At 69.7% G+C, this 20,009-nt stretch carries 14 protein-coding genes and 1 pseudogene; 8 read left to right on the forward strand and 7 right to left on the reverse strand.

Translation table 11 applies throughout. The features are described from left to right. Nucleotides 1–407 precede the first annotated feature (407 nt). On the forward strand, nucleotides 408–1,004 hold the full coding sequence (locus NQZ70_RS07085; protein WP_272828027.1) for a hypothetical protein: 597 nt from the start codon (nucleotides 408–410) through the stop codon (nucleotides 1,002–1,004). 528 nt (nucleotides 1,005–1,532) lie between these two features. Here NQZ70_RS07085 and NQZ70_RS07090 read toward each other — a convergent pair. From NQZ70_RS07090 to NQZ70_RS07100, 3 genes are all read right to left on the reverse strand, one after another. Continuing rightward, a complete protein-coding gene (locus NQZ70_RS07090) occupies nucleotides 1,533–2,039 on the reverse strand; it encodes a hypothetical protein (protein ID WP_129573534.1) in 507 nt (168 codons plus the stop codon). Nucleotides 2,040–2,266: 227 nt separating this feature from the next. Beyond that, nucleotides 2,267–2,650, reverse strand: coding sequence for a cytochrome c (locus NQZ70_RS07095; protein ID WP_129573535.1), 384 nt, complete (start codon nucleotides 2,648–2,650; stop codon nucleotides 2,267–2,269). 388 nt (nucleotides 2,651–3,038) lie between these two features. After that, nucleotides 3,039–3,872, reverse strand: a complete 834-nt coding sequence (locus NQZ70_RS07100; protein WP_129573536.1) for a hypothetical protein — start codon at nucleotides 3,870–3,872, stop codon at nucleotides 3,039–3,041. Here NQZ70_RS07100 and NQZ70_RS07105 point away from each other — a divergent pair. From NQZ70_RS07105 to NQZ70_RS07115, 3 genes are all read left to right on the forward strand, one after another. After that, complete coding sequence (locus tag NQZ70_RS07105; RefSeq protein ID WP_129573537.1) at nucleotides 3,859–4,158, forward strand: hypothetical protein; 300 nt, start codon at nucleotides 3,859–3,861, stop codon at nucleotides 4,156–4,158. The genes NQZ70_RS07100 and NQZ70_RS07105 overlap by 14 nt on opposite strands. Nucleotides 4,159–4,258: 100 nt before the next feature. Further along, on the forward strand, nucleotides 4,259–10,990 hold the full coding sequence (locus tag NQZ70_RS07110) for an RHS repeat-associated core domain-containing protein (protein WP_237245113.1): 6,732 nt from the start codon (nucleotides 4,259–4,261) through the stop codon (nucleotides 10,988–10,990). Continuing rightward, complete coding sequence (locus NQZ70_RS07115) at nucleotides 10,987–11,388, forward strand: SMI1/KNR4 family protein (protein WP_129573538.1); 402 nt, start codon at nucleotides 10,987–10,989, stop codon at nucleotides 11,386–11,388. Before NQZ70_RS07110 ends, NQZ70_RS07115 begins: the two co-directional genes overlap by 4 nt. A 327-nt stretch (nucleotides 11,389–11,715) precedes the next feature. On the opposite strand, the pseudogene NQZ70_RS07120 reads toward NQZ70_RS07115, so the two are convergent. Continuing rightward, nucleotides 11,716–12,009: pseudogene (locus tag NQZ70_RS07120) on the reverse strand (hypothetical protein); the annotation flags it as partial. 133 nt (nucleotides 12,010–12,142) lie between these two features. On the opposite strand from NQZ70_RS07120, the gene NQZ70_RS07125 reads away from it, so the two are divergent. Together NQZ70_RS07125 and NQZ70_RS07130 are read left to right on the forward strand one after the other, a co-directional pair. Next, nucleotides 12,143–12,496, forward strand: coding sequence for a hypothetical protein (locus tag NQZ70_RS07125; protein WP_129573539.1), 354 nt, complete (start codon nucleotides 12,143–12,145; stop codon nucleotides 12,494–12,496). An 87-nt stretch (nucleotides 12,497–12,583) separates the two neighbouring features. Then, entirely contained in the window at nucleotides 12,584–13,162 is a 579-nt protein-coding gene (locus tag NQZ70_RS07130) for an imm11 family protein (protein ID WP_129573540.1), read from the forward strand. A gap of 177 nt (nucleotides 13,163–13,339) precedes the next feature. Here the strand turns inward: NQZ70_RS07130 and NQZ70_RS07135 are convergent, their stop codons facing one another. The 3 genes from NQZ70_RS07135 to NQZ70_RS07145 form a co-directional block, all read right to left on the reverse strand. Then, on the reverse strand, nucleotides 13,340–14,884 hold the full coding sequence (locus NQZ70_RS07135; RefSeq protein ID WP_129573541.1) for a hypothetical protein: 1,545 nt from the start codon (nucleotides 14,882–14,884) through the stop codon (nucleotides 13,340–13,342). 37 nt (nucleotides 14,885–14,921) lie between these two features. After that, nucleotides 14,922–16,358 carry a hypothetical protein gene (locus tag NQZ70_RS07140; RefSeq protein WP_207217968.1) on the reverse strand — a complete coding sequence of 479 codons (1,437 nt, stop codon included), beginning with the start codon at nucleotides 16,356–16,358 and terminating at the stop codon, nucleotides 14,922–14,924. A gap of 208 nt (nucleotides 16,359–16,566) precedes the next feature. Continuing rightward, a complete protein-coding gene (locus NQZ70_RS07145) occupies nucleotides 16,567–17,646 on the reverse strand; it encodes a hypothetical protein (RefSeq protein ID WP_237245114.1) in 1,080 nt (359 codons plus the stop codon). A 254-nt stretch (nucleotides 17,647–17,900) separates the two neighbouring features. Between NQZ70_RS07145 and NQZ70_RS07150 the strand changes: the two genes are divergently transcribed. Continuing rightward, nucleotides 17,901–18,974: an RNA polymerase sigma factor gene (locus NQZ70_RS07150; protein WP_129573545.1), complete on the forward strand. Its 1,074-nt coding sequence runs from the start codon at nucleotides 17,901–17,903 to the stop codon at nucleotides 18,972–18,974. Nucleotides 18,975–19,094: 120 nt separating this feature from the next. Beyond that, complete coding sequence (locus NQZ70_RS07155; RefSeq protein WP_129573546.1) at nucleotides 19,095–19,997, forward strand: hypothetical protein; 903 nt, start codon at nucleotides 19,095–19,097, stop codon at nucleotides 19,995–19,997. Nucleotides 19,998–20,009 lie beyond the last annotated feature (12 nt).

Raw genomic sequence — 20,009 nt, forward strand, 5'->3', positions numbered from 1 at the left:
CGCCTGATCGCCGAGCGCGAGCAGCGCGCGCGCGCCGAGGTAGCGCGCGTCGTCCGCGAGCCGGTGATCCGGGTACTCCTTCTCGAGCAGCGCGAAGCGCGCGGCGGCCTCGGCGTGCCGATCGACGCGGAACGACGCGCGCGCGGCGTTGTAGAGCGTCTCGGGCCGCCGGGGGGCGGGCGCGCCTGCGCCCGCGGCCGCGGGCGCCGCGGGGGCGCTCGCGGCGACGGCGGGGGCGCCCGCGGCGGCGGCGGGGGCGCCCGCGGCGGCGGCGGGGCGCCCGCGGCGGCGGCGGGGCGCCCGCGGCGGCGACGGGGGCGCTCGCTCCCGTGGCCACGGCGGGCGCGCTCGCCGATGCGGCGGCCGCGGGCGCGGCCGGCCCGCAGCGCTCGATCGCCGTGCCGTAGATGTCGGCGGCCTCGGCCCGCCGCCGGACGCGCCCGAGCGCCTCGCCGCGCGCGGCGAACGCGTCGCAGGCGAAGGCCGAGGGCGCCTGCGCCTCGGGCAGGGCGATCAGCGCCTCGGTGACGGCGAGCGCTTCCTTGTCCTGGCGCGAGGCGAGCAGGGCGCGCGCGCGGGCGAGCAGGTCGGCGGGGCCCGGGTCGAGGAACGGCTTGCGCCGCGCGAACGGCAGCGTCGACAGGGCCTGCTCCAGGATCTCCTTCGCCTCGCCCGCGCCCGCGCCGCCCGGCGCCTCGTCGAGGACGCGCCGGGCGAGCCGGATCGCCTCCTCGGCGTGGTCTTCTTTCGGATGGCGGAGCAGCGCGCGGGCGAAGCGGAGCGCCTCGGGCACCCACGTCGACGCCGGCCAGCTCCGGGCGAGGTACGCCTGCCAGCGCGCGGCCGCGGCCCCGATGTCGCCCTTCTCGGCGAGCGCATGGGCGACCACGCGATCGAGCTCGTCGGCGATCGCGACGTCCGAGGAGACGGCGCCCGCGCGCTCGATCGCCGCGTCGGGCTGCCCCGCCCTGGCGAGGAGATCGGCCGCCGCGAACCGCGCGTAATCGGCGAGCGGCCCGCCGGCGGCCGCCGCCGCGTCGTACTCCCTCGCGGCGCCCAGGGGGTCGCCCGCGAGCGCGCGCAGCCGCCCGAGCTGGTAGCGAAGCGCCGCTGCGTCCGCGGGCGACAGGGGCGCGGAGAGCGCCTGGGCCATCGCGGCGGCCGCGCTCGCGTACGCCTCCTCGGCGACGAGCTTCTGCACCGGCGCGAGCCTCGGGTCGTCCAGCACGAGCGTGAGGCGCTCGGGATCGAACACCGGGGCGTCGCCCGGCGTGCCCGGCACGACGGGCCCCGGCGGCGCCTGGGGCGGCGGGGTCGTCGGCTGCGGGCAGAGCGGCGGGCAGGCCGCCGTCCCGCGCTGCGCGGGGGGCGCGCCGGCGCAGGAGGCGCCGAGCGCGGCGGTCAGCGCGAGCGCGGAGGCCAGCGCGAGCGCGGCCCCGGAGCGGGCATCCAGCCTGAACATGCCTGCACCATACTCCGGATCGCGCGGTCGCACAGCGCTCGAGGGAGCGGCGCGCCGGGGCCCGCGGCGATCAGGGCGAGGCCGTCACCACGGTGGCGGCGACCGCGGCGAACCGCAGGAGGTCCTCCGCGCGGGCCACGAGCTCGAGGTTGAAGGTCGTGCCCGCCGTGAGCTCGCCCGAGGCTCCGACCTCCAGGGCGCCGGACGCGGCGTCGGGCGGCAGCACGAGCGGCGTGTACACGAGCCCGGCGGGAGGTGCGTTGACGATGATCTCGATCGGCTCGTCGAAGCCGTTGAATCGATGGATCGAGAGATCGACGGACGTCAGCCCGTCATAGGGGACGTCGATGGTGGCGGGGACGATGAACAGCGCGAAGTCCGGCGCTGCCTCCATGCCCCCGCCGCCGGCGCTGCCGCCGTCTCCGCCGCCGGCGCTGCCGCCGTCCCCGCCGCCGGCGCTGCCGCCGTCTCCGCCGGCGCCGCTCGTCGTGGTGGTCCCGTGCCCCGCCTGTCCGCCGGCGCCCTCGCCCTCGGGGGGGTCGTTGGAGCACCCGGAGGCCGAGAGGGCAATCGTCAACGCCACAACAAAGCTGAAGCCCCGCTGTAAACGCATCGGGTCGAGTCTCATGTCGAAGGGAGCCGTCGTGCTTCCGAGGTGGGATGTCCCGGGAGGTGCCGCGGCCACGTTATCGCTGCTCTGGCGGGGCCTGCAAGCGGGCCGGGCGGCCCTTGGCGGGGACCGCTGGCGCGCCGCCTCGCGAGGCGGCGCGCCAGCGTTCGGACGTGGCGTGAGGGGGTGGGGTGCTACTGCGTTTCGCAGGCGAGATAGATCCGGATGGACTCGACCGTGGCGTCCTGGAGCCGGCCGGTCGGGGGCATCTCGCCCTCGTCGATCTCCTCGAAGATCTTCTCCGCGTTCCCGCTGACATACGCCTCATCGTCGACGTTGACGCCCTCGGGCGCGTTGGCGCGGGCCGCCGCCCCCACCTTCGTGGTCGAGTGACAGATGTTGCAGTTGCCCTGGAGCGCCTCTAGGCCCGCCGCCTGCTCCGCCGCGGAGTCGGGCGGGCAAGCGCCGAGCGGCCCGTCTTCGCCGCCGCCGCCCGGGTTGGATTCATCGCCGCAGCCCTGGAGCGAGCCGATGACGAAGGGGGCAAGGCAGAGCAAGAAAATCGTACGAACGCGCATCAAAGCACCTCAACAGCTTGTTAGAGGACGGGTGGCGAGCCGGGTTCGAGCCTCCAGCCATGCAGGCAGGCCAGCCGGGCGCCGCGCGGGATGGTGCCTGGCGCCGCGCACCGGGTCAACAAAGACGGATCGGCGTGAACTGAAGGAGACCAGGTCGTCCGGGGTGACAACCTTGTACAAATTCGAGGCGCCGTGGGTCGTCCGAGGCGACAACCTTGTACAAGTTCGAGGCGCCGTGGGTCGTCCGAGGCGGCAACCTTGTACAAGTTCGAGGCGCCGTGGGTCGTCCGAGGCGGCAACCTTGTACAAGTTCGAGGCGCCGTGGGTCGTCCGAGGCGGCGACGTTGCACGAGGGGGCGGCGCCGCCGGCTCCGTTGGAACGGGGCGGCTACTGCGGCACGTCCGGGACCGGCGTGTCGAGCTCGATCTCGGGGAGCGCCTCCTCGTCGTCCTCGTGCTCGTCCGCGGCCGGCCCGCCCTTGCCGCTCTTGCCGGCAGCCCGCCGGGCGGCGGCTTGGCGCAGGCGGTCCAGCGGGGCCAGCGCCGCGCGCGCCGACTGGACCGTCTCCGGCCTCTCGCGATCGACGCTGGCGACGACCTGAAGCAGGTAATCGCCGATCGCGCCCACGAGCTCCCGGAGCGGCTCGCGCAGGGCCGCCACGTCCGCGGGCGTCTCGTGCGCCTTCGTGATCCCCAGGACCTCGCCATAGGCCTCATGGGCGGCGCGCACCTCGGCCAAAAACTCCTGGCCCGCGATGGCGACGAGGTCCTTGCCGAGCGCGTCGTCCTCGGCGATCCGGCCGAGGAGGGCGTTGCTCTCGGCCCATTCCAGATCCATCGAGAGCTTGAGGAACTCGAGGCCTTCCGGGAACAAGAGCCGCGAGATCTCGTTGGCTCGCTCGGCCCTCGGGTGCGCCGGGGCCGGCAAGAGGGCGCAGGCATCGACGCGCATCTTCAGGGCGGCCCAGGCGGTATCGACGCGGTGGTCCGCCTTGACCTTGCTCGCGGGCTTCGGGGCGCCGGCCGCGCGCCGCTTCTGGTCCCACGCCTTGTTCATGGCGAGCGTCGCCTTGCGTACGGCGCGCGCCGTGCGCTTCATGCCGGCGGTCGCGTCCCTCGGCAGCGCCGAGAGGAGCGCGATCGCGAGCGCGACGCCCTGCCGGACGTCGAGCTTCGGAGGACGCAGGTATGGAGTCGGATCGAAGGGGATGGACGTCGCCACGCAGAATACCTCCCTTGATCGTCAAGGCATCACGGGCAGGCGGGCGGAGTCAAGCGATTTCTCGAAGCCTCGTTCTTCCTGGTTCCCTGGTTCGCTGGGCGATGACATGGTCGCCCTCGCCGAGCGCCGCCAGGGCCATACCCAGGGCGATGGGCGGGCGATGATGTCGATGCACCGTCCGATCGAGCGGGCCGTGCTGCGCCTCCGGCGCGGACGGCCGAAAGCGTTTTCGACGCAGCGCGATCCCTGTTACCGCATGGACGCCAGCCGGGCACAGACACCCTGATGAATGCCTGGAGCTCAGCATAGGGAACGGGTGCCGACTCACGCTCATCGCTTGACGCGGGTCGCGGCGCCATGGCCTCCTCGGTGCGAGGGAGGCTGCGATGGCGTGCGTTCTGCGGCATGTGCCGCTGGCCCTCACCCCGCTCTTGATGTTTCTCGCTTGCGTGCTCGCGCAGGGGGGGTGCGAGTGCATCTCCGGCGACCCGCCCATGGAACCGCCGGGCCTCGTCGCCTGCCGGACCCAGCGCGCACACGGCCCTGCCGCGGATCGCCCCGCACCGGCGGTCGAAACCGTCGCCGCCGGCGCCATCCCGGGGGCGTTCTCCGTCACGAGCACCGGGGAGGCCGTGTACACCATGGAGCTGGCCGCCCCGCCCTCGCGCGCGGGCATGGGTCCTCGGATCGAGCTCGTGTATCGCAGCGACGGCGACGACGGCGTGCTCGGCGCCGGATTCGCCATCGCCGGGCTGTCCGCGATCACGCGATGTCCGAAGAGCCTCGCGCAAGACGGGGAGAGCCGCGGCGTGCGGTACGACGGCGACGACGCGCTCTGCCTCGACGGCCAGCGCCTCGTCCCCGTGGGAGAGGGACCTGGGACCATCGAGTACCGGACGTTCCCGGACACCTTCGTCAAGGTGGTCGGGCACTACGGTCCGGAAGGCGGCGCGCCCGCCGAGGCGCTCTTCTTCGAGGCAACCCTGCCCACCGGCCGCGTCGTCGAGTACGGGCGCACCGAGGGCAGCAAGCCGCTCGCGCGCGGCGGCGTCCCGCGCGCCTGGCTCGCGAGCAAGGCCCGCGACGGCCGCGGCAACGCCATGACGTACGCGTACTGCATCGCCGAGGCGGAGGACGGCCATGCCGCCGAGTACGCGGTGGACGAGATCCGCTACACGGCTTTCGAGGGAACGCCGTCGCTCGAGCCTTCGCGGGCGGTACGCTTCGTGTACGCGACGAAGGATCCGGCCGCCATTCGGACCGGCTACTCGGGCGGCATGGCGCTCCAGCGCTCGCTTCGCCTCGAAGAGATCCAGATGCTCGGCCCCGGCGACGCGCTGGTCCGGAGCTACGGGTTCCGCTACGAGCTCAGCCCGACGACGAGCCGCACGCTCCTGACCGAGGTCAAGGAATGCGCGAGCGACAGGGTCTGCAAGCCTCCCACGCGCTTTCAGTACAGCCACGCGAGGCCCGGATTCGAGCGGGTGACGACGGACATCGACGAGCCGGTCTCCGAGAGGGCGAGCCCGATGGTGTTCGACCTCGATGGGGATGGGCGCGATGACCTCGTGATCCCGGACATGGTCGCGGGGCTCAGCACACCGAGGAATCCGATCACCGCGTGGCGGGTGGCGCGAAACGTCGGGCAGCGCGCCTCGCCGTCCTTTCTCGCACCGGCGAAGCTCGCGTTCCTCGAAGAGTGGCCCACGGTCGCCGATCCGGTGGGACCCTCCGATCCGGCCCTTCTTCAGCCCGAGCTCGGGACGGTCCTGGACTACGACGACGATGGGCGGGCGGACGTCCTGATCCACGATGTTTACGGCACCGAGGTCACGTGGCATGTGCTGCTGTCCCGACCGGACTGGACCTTCGCGCTCCATGACACGGGCATCCGCCGGCCCTTCCCGCTCGGGGGCACGCCCGCGCCGCCCAGCTTGAGCAGCCCCGGCGCATCGATGCACCTGGCCGATCTGGACGGCGATGGCGTGCCGGATCTGATCCAGTGCGAGGACCACGCCCGCGAGGGACAGGCACCGCTCCCGCTCGCTGCCGTGTGGGCCGTCCACCCCTGGAGGCCTGCGCGCGGCGCGACGCCCGCGGGCTTCGATCCCGCGGGCGAACCGATCGAGCTGCTCACCGGCTATCCCTGCGATACGGAGCTCCACACGCTCGACATCGACGCCGACGGCAAGGTCGATCTCGTCGTGCCGTCCCTGCGGCGGTTCGGTGACGGGACGGTCCTCCTCGGATCGAGCTACGACGCGATCATGCGCCGGGGCCAGGGGCGCTGGGAGGTGATCGACACCGAGCTGCCCGTCGTATGGCCCGGGGGCCGCGTCGTCTTTCTCGACGCGAACGGCGACGGTTTGCCCGATGCCGTCGAATCCGGCCCGGGTGACCACCAGCTCTATACCTACTTCAACACGGGCCCGACCTTCGTGGCCTCGCCGTTCCGGACCGTGGACGCGTTCAGCTTCGGCGATCTGTTCGGTCTTCCCGATCAGGACGCGTTCTTCCGGTTCGCCGTGCCGCTCGACGTCAACGGCGATGGGCGGCAGGATCTCCTCACGCCGGTTCCACCAGGCATGCTGCTGGGCGGCTCCGACGTGCTCCCGTCATGGGCCGTCCTGCTGGCGACCGGCGACCGTGCGGGGCCGCCCTTCAGGCTGGTCGACCCGGGGCTGCCGTTCGAGGCGAGCCTCGGCGAGGCGGTCACCCTCGCCGATCCGCGCGGCGCGCGCACCGGCGACGTCGACGGCGACGGCGCGCAGGACGTGATCCTGTCGCTCGGCGGCGTGTTCAACGTGTTCCGGAACCTCTCGGCCGACCAGGATCTCCTGGTCGCTGTCTCCGACGGGATGAACGCGCACGACCCGACCGAGCCCGGCTTCGTGCCCAACGTGAGCATCTCCTACGGGCATCTGAGCGACGCGTCGGTGGCAGCGGGCGACGGAGCGCAGGATCCGGCGCGGGAGAGCCCGCTGTACCTCGCACGTTCCGGCGCGGCGGACGACTGCGGCTACCCGCGGCGCTGCGTGGTCGGGCCTCGTCGGGTGGTCAGCGCGTACGCCCTCAACAACGGGGCGGACCGACCGCGGCGTTTCGAGGTCAGCTACCGCGACGGGCGCTACCACCGGCTGGGCCGAGGATTTCTCGGGTTCGGGGAGCGGATCGTCACCGACCTGGATACGGGCGCCGCGGCGCTCGACGTGTACGATCACATCACCTTCGACGATGAGCTCCAGGTCTTTCCCTTCGCGGGGAGCGTCCAGCGGAGTTGGCGCTGGGCTCCGGGGCTTGCGAGCCAGCCCAGGCCGGAGCAGATCGAGCTCTCGTTCGTCGACGTGACGCAGACGCTCGTACCGACGAACGACGGCGCGACGTACTTCACGCTGCCGACCGAGCGTCGCGTGAGGCGAGCGCAAGGGATCTATCCACCCCCGAACGGCGCGACGCCCGCCATCGAGGCGTACGTGCGGGAATTCGAGGCTGGAGGCGACGGCGCGACGCTGCTGCGCGACTCGGTGTCGACGGTGACGGACTTCGACACGTTCGGCAATGTGCGCGCCGAGGAGGGCTCGACGAGCGGCGTCGACCTGACGTTCAAGGTGACGCGGACGTTCAAGAACGACACCGAGCGCTGGGTCCTCGGCCAGCTCGAGACGCAGAAGGAGTGCAGCGCGGCGGCGGGGATGTCGCAGTGCCGGACCCTCACGCGAACGACCACGATCTACGGCGAGGTGGAGACCGAGTCCACCGAGAGCGACGACGGCCTGCCGGACACGAAGCTGACGATCGCCTATGCGCGCGACGATTTCGGGAACATCACCGGCGTCACGGCGGAGGACGCCTTCGGGCACAAGCGGACATCCAGCACGGACTTCGACGAGGAGGGCATGTTCCCCGAGAAGTACGTGAACGCGGCCGGGCACACCACGCTCGTGGAGTTCGACGGCGCGCTCGGCGTGCTCCTCGAGCGGGTCGATCCGAATCAGCTCGTGACCACGTGGGCGTACGACGGCTTCGGGCGCCTCGGCGTCGAGACGCGCCCGGATGGCACGACGACGGTCACGCTCTCCCGCACCAAGGACGGCGGCCCGGCGCAGGACGCGTGGCGGGTGAGGCAGCGAAGCACCACGACCGGCGGGGCCGACGATACGATCGAGCTCGATGGCCTCGGCCGCCCGATCCGGTGGTGGTGGTACGGGCCCGAGCCGGAGCCGGCGCAGGGGTCGGGCGATGCGAAGCGCATCCTGCAAGAGATTGGCTACGACGCGCTGGGCGAGCACATCGCGCGGCGCTCGGTGCCGGTCCGCGAAGATACCCCCGAAAGCGAGAGGCTGTACGATCGCTATGAATACGACGCGGTAGGCCGCGAGGTGCGGCATACGACGCCGTGGAACGCGGTCACGACAACGGAGTACGATGGCCTGCGCGTGCGTGTCGCCGACCCGCTCGATCACGTGACCGTGACCGAGCAGGATCCGCTGGGGCGAACCGAGTCCATCACCGACGCAGCCGACGGGATCACCCGCTACAGTTACGGCCCGTTCGGCATGCTGCACACGGTCACCGATCCGGGCGACGCCGTGACGCGCACGACGCGCGACGCGTTCGGCCGCGTCCGGCAGCTCGACGACCCCGATCGGGGTACGACGGTCTCGATCCATGACGGCTTCGGCGAGCTGGTTTCGTCGACCGATGCGCTCGGGCGAGAAACCACGTGGGCGTACGACGCGCTCGGGCGACCGCGCACGCGCGTGGACCGGGACGGCGCCGAGCGCGTGACGACCACGTGGACTTGGGACACCGCGGCGCACGGGATCGGAAAGCTCCACGCGCTCGCGAGCCGCGACGGGGAAAAGACGTACGGGTACACCGACCGCGGCCAGCTCGATACGATCTCGCTCCGCATCGACGGCGAGCGCGCTTCCCTGGAGGCCAGGCTGGGCTACGACGAGCTCGGTCGCGTCGAGGCGGTCACGTATCCGGCGCCGGCCGGCGCGGCGCCGTTCGTCGTGGACCACGACCACGACGCGCATGGCCATGTGATCGCCGTGCGCGACCGCAGAACGGGCTCCGCCTACTGGCGCTTGACGGACGTGGACGACGCGGGGCGATTCCGGGAAGAGGTGTTCGGCAACGGCGTCGTCACGGAGCGGAGCTACTTCGCCGACAAGCAGCGGCTGAGGCACATGGTGACGCGGAGCGGCGCGGGTGAAGTGCAGGACCTGGACTACGGGTTCGACGATCTGCTGAATCTCACGCGCCGCACCGATGCGCTTCAGCCCGAGAACACGACGGAGCGCTTCCGCTTCGATCCGCTCCAGCGGCTGACCTGCGCGTACTTCGGCGACGTCGAGAGCGCGTCGGCGCCCTGCGCGCTCCGGTACGACTACCACCCGAACGGCAATCTCACCTTCAAGTCGGACATCGGAACGCTCTCGTACGACGACCCGCTGCACCCGCACGCGGTCACCGGCGCCGGCGCGGGCACGGGTGCGGGCAGCTTCGCCTACGACGCCGTCGGCAATCAGATCGCGCGGCCCGGCGGCACGACCGTGCGCTATACGCCGTTCGACCTGCCGGAGCGCATCACGCAGGGCGCGAGCACCATCACGTTCGGCTACGACGGCGACCAGCAGCGGATCCGCAAGACGACGCCGGAGCAGGAGACGCTCTACTTCGGCGATCTGTACGAGCGGGTCACCAAGGCGGCATCGGGCACCGCGGAGCATCGGTACCACGTCCACTCGCCGGAGCGCGTTGTGGCGATCGTGACCCGCGGAGGCGCGGACGCCGGCACGCGGTACGTGCATGTCGATCACCTCGGCTCGGTCGACGCGCTCACCGACGAGGACGGCGACGTGATCGAGCGGCGGAGCTACGACCCGTTCGGCCAGCGCAGGAACCCCGTGTGGGGAGAGACCGCGCCGGCGTCGTTCTCCAGCGAGACGACGCAAGGGTTCACCGGGCACGAGAGCGACGACGAGCTCGGGCTCGTGAACATGAAGGGGAGGATCTACGATCCCAGGATCGGGCGGTTCTTGACCACGGACCCGATCGTTTCGATCCCGTCCTTCGGGCAGAGCTGGAACCCGTACAGCTACGTGCTGAACAACCCGCTCGCCTACGTCGACCCGGGCGGCTTTCAGGAAGCGCTCCCGGAGGCCGGGGCTCGCTCACCGCTGCCGGCCGGCGCGGAGTTCCGTTGGGAAGTGCTCGACCTGGCGCCGATCGGACTCAAGCTGAGTGTCGTCCCGTCCCCGGAGCACGAGGCGCGCTCCGGCGCCGATACCAACACCGTGGCTGCCGAGACGGGCGGCGCCATGCCGCCGATCGACGTCAGCACGACCGGTAGCGCGTCCGGGTACGTGCCGCAGCCGGTGAGCACGGCGCCGGAGCACACGGGCGCCAGCGCCGTCGTTGGCCAGAGCTTGCTGGGCGCCGCGGAGGGGACGGTCGAGCTGGCGGCGGGGGTCGCGCGGTCGCTGGCGCTGAACGCGCTGACGCTCGGGATCTACAGCGGATACGAGCTCGGCAACGCGGCGTGGGCGGGGTACGAAGAGGGCGGGCTCCTCGGCGCGCTGAACGCCGTGAACCCGCTCTACCAGATCGGGCGGGGCGCGGCGGACACGGCGCTCGCGATCGACGGAGGTGACTACCGGGTAGCGGGCGCGGCGGGGACGAAGACGGTGCTCCTCGCGGCAGCGACCGTCTTCGGGACCGGCAGAGGGTTAGCGGCGCTCGCGGAGGAGCCGACAGTTGGAGTGCAAGCCGCAAGGGGGGGCGCCAAGGCGCTCCCGGAGGGTTCCTTCTCAATTATCGATTGGACAGGATATCCTGCAGGCGCGCCGCGACCCTCCGGTCCGTTTCGACTGCTCAGTGGCCCCGAGTATGCCGAAGCTCGCAGTGCAGCAAACGCCACGAACCAAGCATTGCACGCTGCGGATTCCAGGCTGAAGGGCTTGCAAATTCACGAAATTACACCGGTTAAATTCGGTGGAAGCCCCACAGATCTATCAAACAAGATCGCAGTCATACAGGCTGAACACGCGCCGCTCACGACATTCTGGAACCGTATGCGAACCCATGTGGAAGGGGTAATTGGCAAATGATCGACATCGAACTGCTCACCGCGCAACTCAGTCAAAATTCGCCCGCGTCGGCCGAGGATATTTGCGCTTTTGTGGCACGAGCCAAGGTTGGGTTCCCACCAGGATATATTGAATTCATGCAGCGGTCCGATGGCGCTGAGGGGCCAATCGGAAGAAAGGGTCGTTATCTCGTCCTGTGGCCCGTGGCAAGTATTATCAGCTTGAACGAGCAGCACCATATCGACGAATTTGCGCCACACTTGCTTGCGTTCGGATCGGATGGCGGCGGAGAGGCTTTCGCGTTCGATCGTCGGACTGAGCCGGCGAGGATTGTCCGTGTTCCATTTGTCGGCCTAGACGATGAGATTTGTTATGGAACTCGGTTTGATGAATTCTTGGCTCGGTTAAGTGAAGAGTAGCTCCCCTCCCGACGCTCGAGCAGAGCTGGAGTCCGCGAGGATGCGTGCTCATCATCAGGAGGATGCCGGTCATCCCGCGATGCCGTCGTGGCTGCTGGGCAGTTTCTCGCGACAGGAGAATGTTACCTGGAATGCAATGGTAACGGGATTGGTAGATGCTCGCGGCGCCCATGCTTCTTCGCAGTAGAAACAGTGAGAACGTGCATGCGGCCCCTCCAAGCGCATGCCAGCATGTCGGCTATGCCAATGCGCTCATCAACGAGCAGGGGTGCATCCGACACTTCGAAGGCAAGACTCTCTCGTGAATATCTTGACCGATGATCGTACCTATTCGTGAAAGCGAAGCGTCTTCACGGTCTTCCCGCCCTCCGCTGTCACCATGCTGCCATCGTGGCTCCAGCTGATGCCGCCCTCGCCTGGCGGTCCGAGCTCACAGGTGACACCCTCAAGCGTGAGCTGGTCCTCGTTGAGGTAGGCGATGCCGATCGAGTCGCCCCCGCGGCCGGGGCCGCCGTAGCCACCGTCGCCTGCTCGGCCGCCGTTGCTCCCTTCACAGGACCACGTGCCGTCCCCCAAGGCGCCGCCAGGTGCTCCTCGACCGCCTTTGCCTCCTTGAGACGGGTATGATTGACAAGACACGCATGAGAAGCGTCGACGCTGTGCAGGCGCAATGTCCGACCTGCTCTGCTCGGCAGGGGGCCGACATGAGCAGGTACTCTGGTGAACAGCGGCAACTTCTGGAAGGGGACTAGTCGTGAACGTGGACGAGACGACGCGCGCACAGCAGGAACTCTGCAAGCGGCACGGCGCAGACTTCGTTGCGGCGCCGCCGCAGCTGAAGATCGGAATCGCGCGGAACGTGCGCGAAGGGTTGCTGCCTGTCAATGGTCTTCGGCACCCGCCGACAGGCGACACTACCGGTTGGTACATCTGGGCCGGGGAGGAGTTGAGCGACGACCCGGAGTTCTTCCTTCCGTTGCATGCCGTGCATCTCGTAGAATGGTGCCCGATTGCCGTTCGCTTCCTCGGTCTTCCGCCGGGGTGGCGCTTCCTCGTCGCTGACGAGTATGAGGATGTCTGGAATGATCCATCCTTGCTGAACGTGTAGTACCACCCGGCACGTTCCCCGGGGTTTACCCGCGCGTGGACAACCGACGGACCGGCGGGCTCAACCGGCTCCTAACGGGGGGCAGTGATGCGACAATTCTTTCTGCTCCGAGATGAAATGGCCATTAAGGGACGATGGCACCTGGGCGAAGTCTGGCTCTGCATTGGCTTGGAGCCGCTGCTCGATGCGGGACATCGACTGGATGCCAGTGAACCATTGCGAGGTGAAGTAACTCACGCAGGTCGCGTCCTAGACTTCAGCCTCACCAGCTTCAATGTGCCCGTTGCGACGACGGCGCTCGCGAACGCGGTGAGGTCCGTGGCGGGAAGTGACGTCCAGTGCATTCCCCTGGAGATTGCGGGTCAGAGGGGCATGTTCGTCCTGAATTCAGTTCGCGTCGTCCGATGCCTCGACGAGGAACGATCCGAGTTCATTAAGTGGACCAAGCAGGATCATCGTTCGAATCTAGGCGGCCAGTATCGACAGATCACGAAACACACGCTGGACGAAAGTGCGCTTCCGAACGACGCCCATTTCTTCCGTATCGAGGGTTCGCTGGTGGAGCTAATTGTCTCGGATACTGTGAAGGCTAGTATGGAATCGGTTGGATGCCTTGGAGCGAAGTTCGTTGGGGTGCCGCTCTCGAACTCGCGTCCGGTTGCGTGACCGTGGTGACGGTCCTCCTCCGCTGGGCATCGGGTCAGAGCCGTCACTGTCGCTTGACACCCCGTCGCGAGCGAGCGGTTGCTCCGATCTCCGTTGCCGTTCTTGCATCTGCATAGCGGCAGAGCCGGCGTCGCATCGGATGTGCCGCAGCGCCGTCCTCCTGTGAGGTGATTCCGACTACTCAGGAAACCGAAGCGTCTTCACGGCGCTGCCGTCCTCCCCTCGGATCTCGTTGCCAGACCAATCCCAGCTCACACCGCCCTTGCCCGGCGGTCCCAGCTCGTACGTGACGCCCTCGAGCTTGAGTTGGTCCTCGTCGAGGTAGGCGATGCCGATCGAGTCGCCACCGCGCCCGGGACCGCCGTAGCCGCCGGCGCCTCCCGGGCCCCCGTTGCCCCCCGGACAGGACCACGTGCCGTCCCCCACGGCGCCGCCCGGTGCGCCTCGGCCCCCATCGCCGCCCTCCTCGGGCAGCCCGCCGTCGCCGCCCGGACCCGCGCGGAGGGTGGCGATCACGCTGTCGCGCACCGTCACCTTGGCATGGAGCACGAGGATGCCGATCGTCGGGTACCCATTCTCGCCCCCTCGGCCCCCTCGACCGCCACAGCCGCCGGCGCCTCCAGAACCGCCGCCGGCGCCTCCCTTGGTGGCCGCGCCGCACGCCGCGAGCCCGCCTCGACGGCCGCCCCCACCGCCCCCGCCTTGACCCGGCATGCCCCTGCTGCCGTCGCCTGCCCAGTCGGGTACCCATGCTGTTTCGGTGAGATGCCCGATGCCCTGCCCCGCCGCGCCGATGGTGCCCCACATGCCGGGGGCCCCGGTGATCCCGCCGTCGCACTGCCTGCCGGTCGGATCCCCGCCTCCCCCGCGTCCTTCATTCGGGTACGTCGTGGAGATCGGCTGCCCGTCGTCGCCGTCGCCCGCGCCATCGGGAAGGCCGTCGCCTCCCTTGCCGCCTGTGCTCGGGAGCCCGCCCTCGCACGGGTTCACCACCGCGGCGCCGCCGGGGACGGTCGTCGCTGAGCACGCGTCTCCTCCATACAGCCCATCGGGACCTGCCGCGGCCTGATTCAGCCCGGACCATCGCACCCCGGGGCGACCTGCCGATCCGCTCCCGGTCCTCAATCGGCTTCGAAGGATCTCCACCGCCGTGTTGGACTGGACGAGCACCGCGACCGGACCCCTCGCCCCCATTTCGAGATCGGCGAGGATCGAAACCCCGTCCGCGGCCCCCCTGTCGTCGGGGCCCGCGGGCTCGATGGTCACCAAGGGGTCGCTATCCATCATATGAACGAGTGTGGACACCGTGTCTTCAGGGTCGCGCACCCATCGCCGGCAGTCGTAACCGCCGAGGAGATCCACGCCAGAGGGCAGCGTGATGTGCCCGATCACCGGGAAGCCGTCGTTGCAGATGAAGACGCGCCCTCGTCCAGCGCGCGCGAGCTCGACGGCGCGATGGACCGTGAACACCGGCCTCGCCTTCGTGCCGGGGTTGCTGTCGTCGCCGCCACCCAAGGCGCCGGCCATGAACACGCCGCAGCCATCGTCAAGGACATGGGCGGCTACATGCTCGACGCAGACCGACTCCGGGGGCGGTTCATTCTCGCACGAGGTGCCTTCACAAGGCGTCACGCCAGGGTCGTTCACGTCGGGCACGGTTCCGCAGCCGGTGATCCACGGCGACAGCAGAAGGACGAAGGCAGCAGCGGTGGTCTTTCCCATGAGCGTCTCCTGACGGTGGTCGCCCGTTCAGCGCGGTTCAACGAGGTGGTTCCGGGTCGGGCGCATCGAACCTGTACCAGAACGTCGGAATTCCATCGGTGCCTTGACCGACTTGGTCGCCGGGAGCCGCATTGCCCGCGAGCCCGCCGACGCCGGCGTTGCCCTGATTGAAGATCGCGCTCGGCGCAAGGGACACGTACGCGCCCACCGAGGCGACACCCAACGAATGCCCTCCGAGGCCGCCTCCGGCATCACCGCCGCGACCGCCGCGGCCGCCCCAGCCGCCACGACATGCGCCCCATGTGATGGGGCCAGTGAAGCCCTTTCCACCGTCGCCACCCCATCGACCGTAGCCGCCCGGTTGGCCCGTTCCGCCGACGCCGCCGTTTCCGCCGTTGCCCGTGGTCACCCGAGTCGCCTCGAGCGTCAACGCGCTCCCCCATAAGGCGACGATGCCGATGCTCGACCCGCCGTACCCGCCGCCCTTCCCTCCAAGGCCACCGCAGCCGCCACTGCCCCCTGAACCTCCAGCCGCACCCGCCTGCGGGAGATCTGCTGGACACGCCGTCATCTCGCCTCGCGATCGGCTGCCGCCCCCGCCCCCGCCACCCTGACCGACGCCACCTTTCTTCCCGCCCTCACCGCGCTCGCCGATCCAACCCTCTTCGGTGAGGTGGCCTATGCCCACTGCACCTTCCGCGCGACCCCCGTCTGCGCCATCCGCGCCGTGTGTCCCCTCGGTGCATCTCGCCATGTCCGCGCCGAGCCCAGCGAGGCCGTAGCCCTCCGGATTCTCCATCGCCTTCGGCTGCCCCGGCGCACCGTCGCCCCCCGACTCGAGCCCGCCGTACCCCCCGTCTCCGCCCGTGGACTCGGTGCCGTCGCCGCACACCGTCACGACCGCGAGAGCGCCCGTCGCGAAGTCCGCGGAGCAGGCGGACACGCCGTCGTTTCCCTCCAGGCCGTCGTTCGCCCGCTCCCTCGGGGCGTCCCCTCCCGGCTCCCCGTCCTTGCCGTTACCCGCGACGATCGCGCTCGCCCGCACGATCGCCCTGGTCCCAGGGCTCAAGATCATCGCGATCGACGACTTCTCATCGATTGCCGAGGCGTCCGCCGCCTCGACGCGCACGCCGAAGACCGTCGACGTCGCGCCCTCTTCTTCTCCCGTGATCACCCGCAGAGGGATCCCCTCCGGCGGAGCGATGATCGTCGGGTGATCCGGTCCGCCGAACGATCCCCGATACGACCAATCGCCGCCGGCACATCGACGGCCGCCCCAGAGGTCGACCCCCGAGGGCAGCGTGATCTTCTCCTGGAACGATCCGCCGCACGCGTACACGCGCCGGGTCGGCGCCTCGCCGTGGCCTCGTCCGCTCGCGGCGAGCCCAATCGCGTGTTGCAATGTCTTCATCGGCGCGGCCTTCGTGCCCGCGTCGTTGTCGTCGCCCTGCTCGCTGACGAACACCCCACACATGTCGAGCGCTGGCGCCGACGCCGGGTCGCCATCACAAGGCGATGGCTCCGGAGGAGGAATCTCGCACAGGAAGGCGTCCACGCAGTTATCCGAATAGCACCCAGATGTGCCGGTGCCGCCGGCCAAGCCGAGCGTGAAGGGCGCGAGCGAGCGAAGGAGCTCTCGAACTCGGCAGTACACGATCCGACGCGTCAAGCCAGCCTCCTGCTCACCAGGCCCCTTCGAGGAGTACACCCGCCCGTTCGCTCGTCGCCAGCGGCGCGACGCGGACACCAGCGGCTTTCTGCGCTTCGCCGAAGATCGCAACCTCCGTGAAAAAAGAAGCCGCTGTAGCGACGCCGAACGCAGCGCTCGTCGCCAGCGACACCTTGCCGAGGGTGGCAAACAGGTCTCGCTCCTTGACCTGGTCCTGGATGCCAGCGCACGCCGCCGGCGCGCTTGCTTCCCGGCACGTGTGAGGCGTCCACCCCTGCTCCCGACGTACGCTGTTGGCCTCGCGCAGGTTGCGGTGCAACACATGAGCGCGCAAGAGAAAGAGTGCGCCGGCCGCTGCCGTCGCCGTCGTGAGCGCGACGCCGCCAATCCGCAACGTCCCCGGCCAGGAGGCCGACGGCGCCGGCACCCGCGCGGAGCTCCTCACCGCGTGCGCCTCGGTGGCAGCCTTCTTCGCAGGGCCCGCTGGTGCTCCCTGGCCCGAACTGCTCACCGCGGCGCGCGGCAACTGTATCGTTATGGTCGGCTCCGTCGCCGCCCGCGCGTCCAGCGACTGGAATGCTTCCCCACGGCCCGGTGCTTGGGCCCGCACCAGATGCTTGCCCGGCTCGAGGAACAGGGTGTAGGTCCGCCTGGGTGGGCCGATCGGCTTGCCGTCGACAAGCACCTCCGCATCTGGCGGATCCACCGACAGGTAGAGCGTCGCGACGAACTGCGCTGCCGTGGTCAGTCCGTCCCCATATCGTTTTTGCTGGGTAAGAGAAAGCACCTTGCGTCGCTCAAGGCTCCAAGCGAGGTGCTCAGCCGCGTCACGGTACTTACGCAGCGCGAGCTCACAGAGGCCCAGCTCTCCGGCGATCTCAGCCGGCTCTCCCTCTGCGCCAGATGTCGAGTCGATGGCCTCGAAGGCGGCCTTGTAGGCCGCGTATGCCTCGGTCCACCGTCCCTTTGCCCGAGCGCTCCGGGCGCGGCGAAGATGTTCCTTTACCGGCGAAACGTCGCTTCGCACGGGTGCCGGATTGCGGCTCTGCGCACAGACCGGAGGCGTAATGCCGGTCGCGACGGCAACCATCATGCAACTCCACAGCGATTGCGCACCGAAACGCATGCATGGACGGTAGTTACGCCAGCCGCGCGGCGTCAACCGCTAAGAAAACGCCGTCAAGTGGACGGTTGGGCGACAAAATGCCGCCGGATAGCGGAATGCGGCCGGCCATGCTCCGCGAGCGCGTGTGACGCGGCGGTACATGTCGCACATTGTCCGACCAATGCTGGCGTCGCTCGGCACTTTCTTGAAGCCTTCGGGGCGGCCCGGGTGTTCTACCGGTTATGGGCGAGCCAACCAGCACCCCCACCGGTTTCGCGTTCTTCCGGCGCCTCGCGCGGCGTTTCGGGGTCCCTGCGCGACACGCGGAGGACCTCGCGCAGGACGCCTTGCTGCGGGAGCTGGAAGCGGAGCAGCGGGTCGATCTCGATCTCGGGGAGGCCCGGGCGCGCTACGGTGCCACCATCGTCCTGAACCAGGCGCGGAACCACGTCCGGAACGAACGGCGTCGAAGGGAAGTGCTGACCTCGTTCGACGACCACGAGCTTCAGGCGGAGTGCCCGAGTCCGGAAGAGTTGCTTCGCGGCCGGCAGCGGGAGGCGCTCATCCGCGATCTGATCAACCAGGTCGACCCCAAGTACCGCGGCGTCTTGATCAAGCACGGGCTCGAGGAGGTGCCGCTCGTCGAGATCGCCTCCGAGTTGGGGCTCAAGCCGAAGACGGTGAGGACACAGTACCGCCGAGCGCTCGAGGATCTCGCCGCGGCCGTGGAACGCCGGCGGGCGCGGCAACGCTCGCGCGGATGGGACGAAACTGCATGTGTCCCGTTCGCCATCGACCTGCGCGGCAGCGAGGGATGGCTGAGCAAGCTAGGACGCCTGGGCATTAGGACCCTGATCCAGGGAGCGGTCGTCGTGCTGACCGGCGCTGTCATCGCGACGTTGCCGGACTCGTTCAGCCCGGAGTCGTGGTTGCGGGCGGCGGTGGTGCACGCCCCTGCGCCCGCGCCGGAGGCGCAGGAGATCGCGCCGCCACCGGCTCAACGCCACATGCAGACGATGGCGATGACGGCCGCGACGGCGGCGCAGGAGATCGCGCCGCTGTCGCGACATGGGGACGCTCGCGTGCCTGCGCCATCAGGCGCGCCGGCTCGTCGTACCTCGCTCCCCGTCCGCGCCGTAGCCCCAGCCGCCGGCGAGCGCGAGCGGATCCTCATTGACGAGGCCCGAAGAGCCATCGAAGCCCATAACGCGCTCGCAGATGCCGAGGCGCGACAATTGCTCGAGATCCACGCGCGGGAGTTCCCGCAAGGGCAGCTCGCAGCGGAGCGTGAAGCGCTCCTAACGCAAATTCGCTGAAGTATCGGCTGTCCGCCGACAGCTAAGCAAGCGGTGGGGACGGTGCTGTCGTCGGGCAGCACAAGGCCGAGATCCACCTTGCGTCGGACAGCAATGGTCACGTCCAGGAGGCGAAATATCATGGAAGACATGCTGGGTGCGATGTGGCTCGTCTCGCCAATCGTCCTCGCGATGATGTCGTGCGTTGCGATCGGTTTCGCGGTCACGGCGCGCGAGGCGATGGGACGCGAACGCGGGCTGCGCGAGGCGCGCGAGCAGGCGCATGAGGACGAGGAGTCCGCCCTCACCGATGCGAAGGAAAAGGCCGAGCGGGAGCTTGAGCGACATCAGCGCCTGCTGGACTGCCATGTCGATGCGCTGGTCGCGGCGATGGCGGACGTCCGAGCGCGCCCTATCCCGTGGCCGGGCCGGGTCCTCGAATCGTTTTGTGCGACGACCCCTGCCTGGCAACGGAAACTCGCCGAGAACACGGGGCTGTTCCCGAAGGAAGTGGAGCGGCTGCTGAGCAGCGACCTCCCGATGACGCCCGGCCTCGCGCGGCAGCTGGAGGCCTTCACGGGCGTGCCTGCTCGGTACTGGGAGCGCCTGTGGCGGCTGCACGAGGACTACCGGACGGATGCGGAGGAAACCGTCGTGATCAAGCTCGATGAGCCGATCACCAGCCGCGAGAACGCGCCGCGTGCGGCGGCCTCGTCAGCGTCGATCTCGGTGCCGCCGCGTCCGCCATCGCTACCCGCTCGCGCGCTGGATGTCCCGCCGCCCGTGGTGCCGGCACATGACCCGGCTGCCAGGAGTCCACGGGCCAAGCTCCCGCCGCCTCCACAGCCGCGGCTGCGGTCGCCGCTCCCTGCTCCCGCCGGGGCGGGGGACGAGCTCGCGCGCCGCGCTGCCACGCTGACGAGCTTCCCGGTGCAGCGTGACGAAGGCGGGTCCAGTCCTGCACGCGGATCCGATTGGGATGACATCGAGCGCTCGTCGCTGAACACGACACTTCCAGGAGTAGGGCGCCAAGGGGTAGCGTAGCTGCGACACGTG

This window comes from Sorangium sp. So ce836 (assembly GCF_028553905.1).
GTDB lineage: Bacteria > Myxococcota_A > Polyangia > Polyangiales > Polyangiaceae > Sorangium > Sorangium cellulosum_D.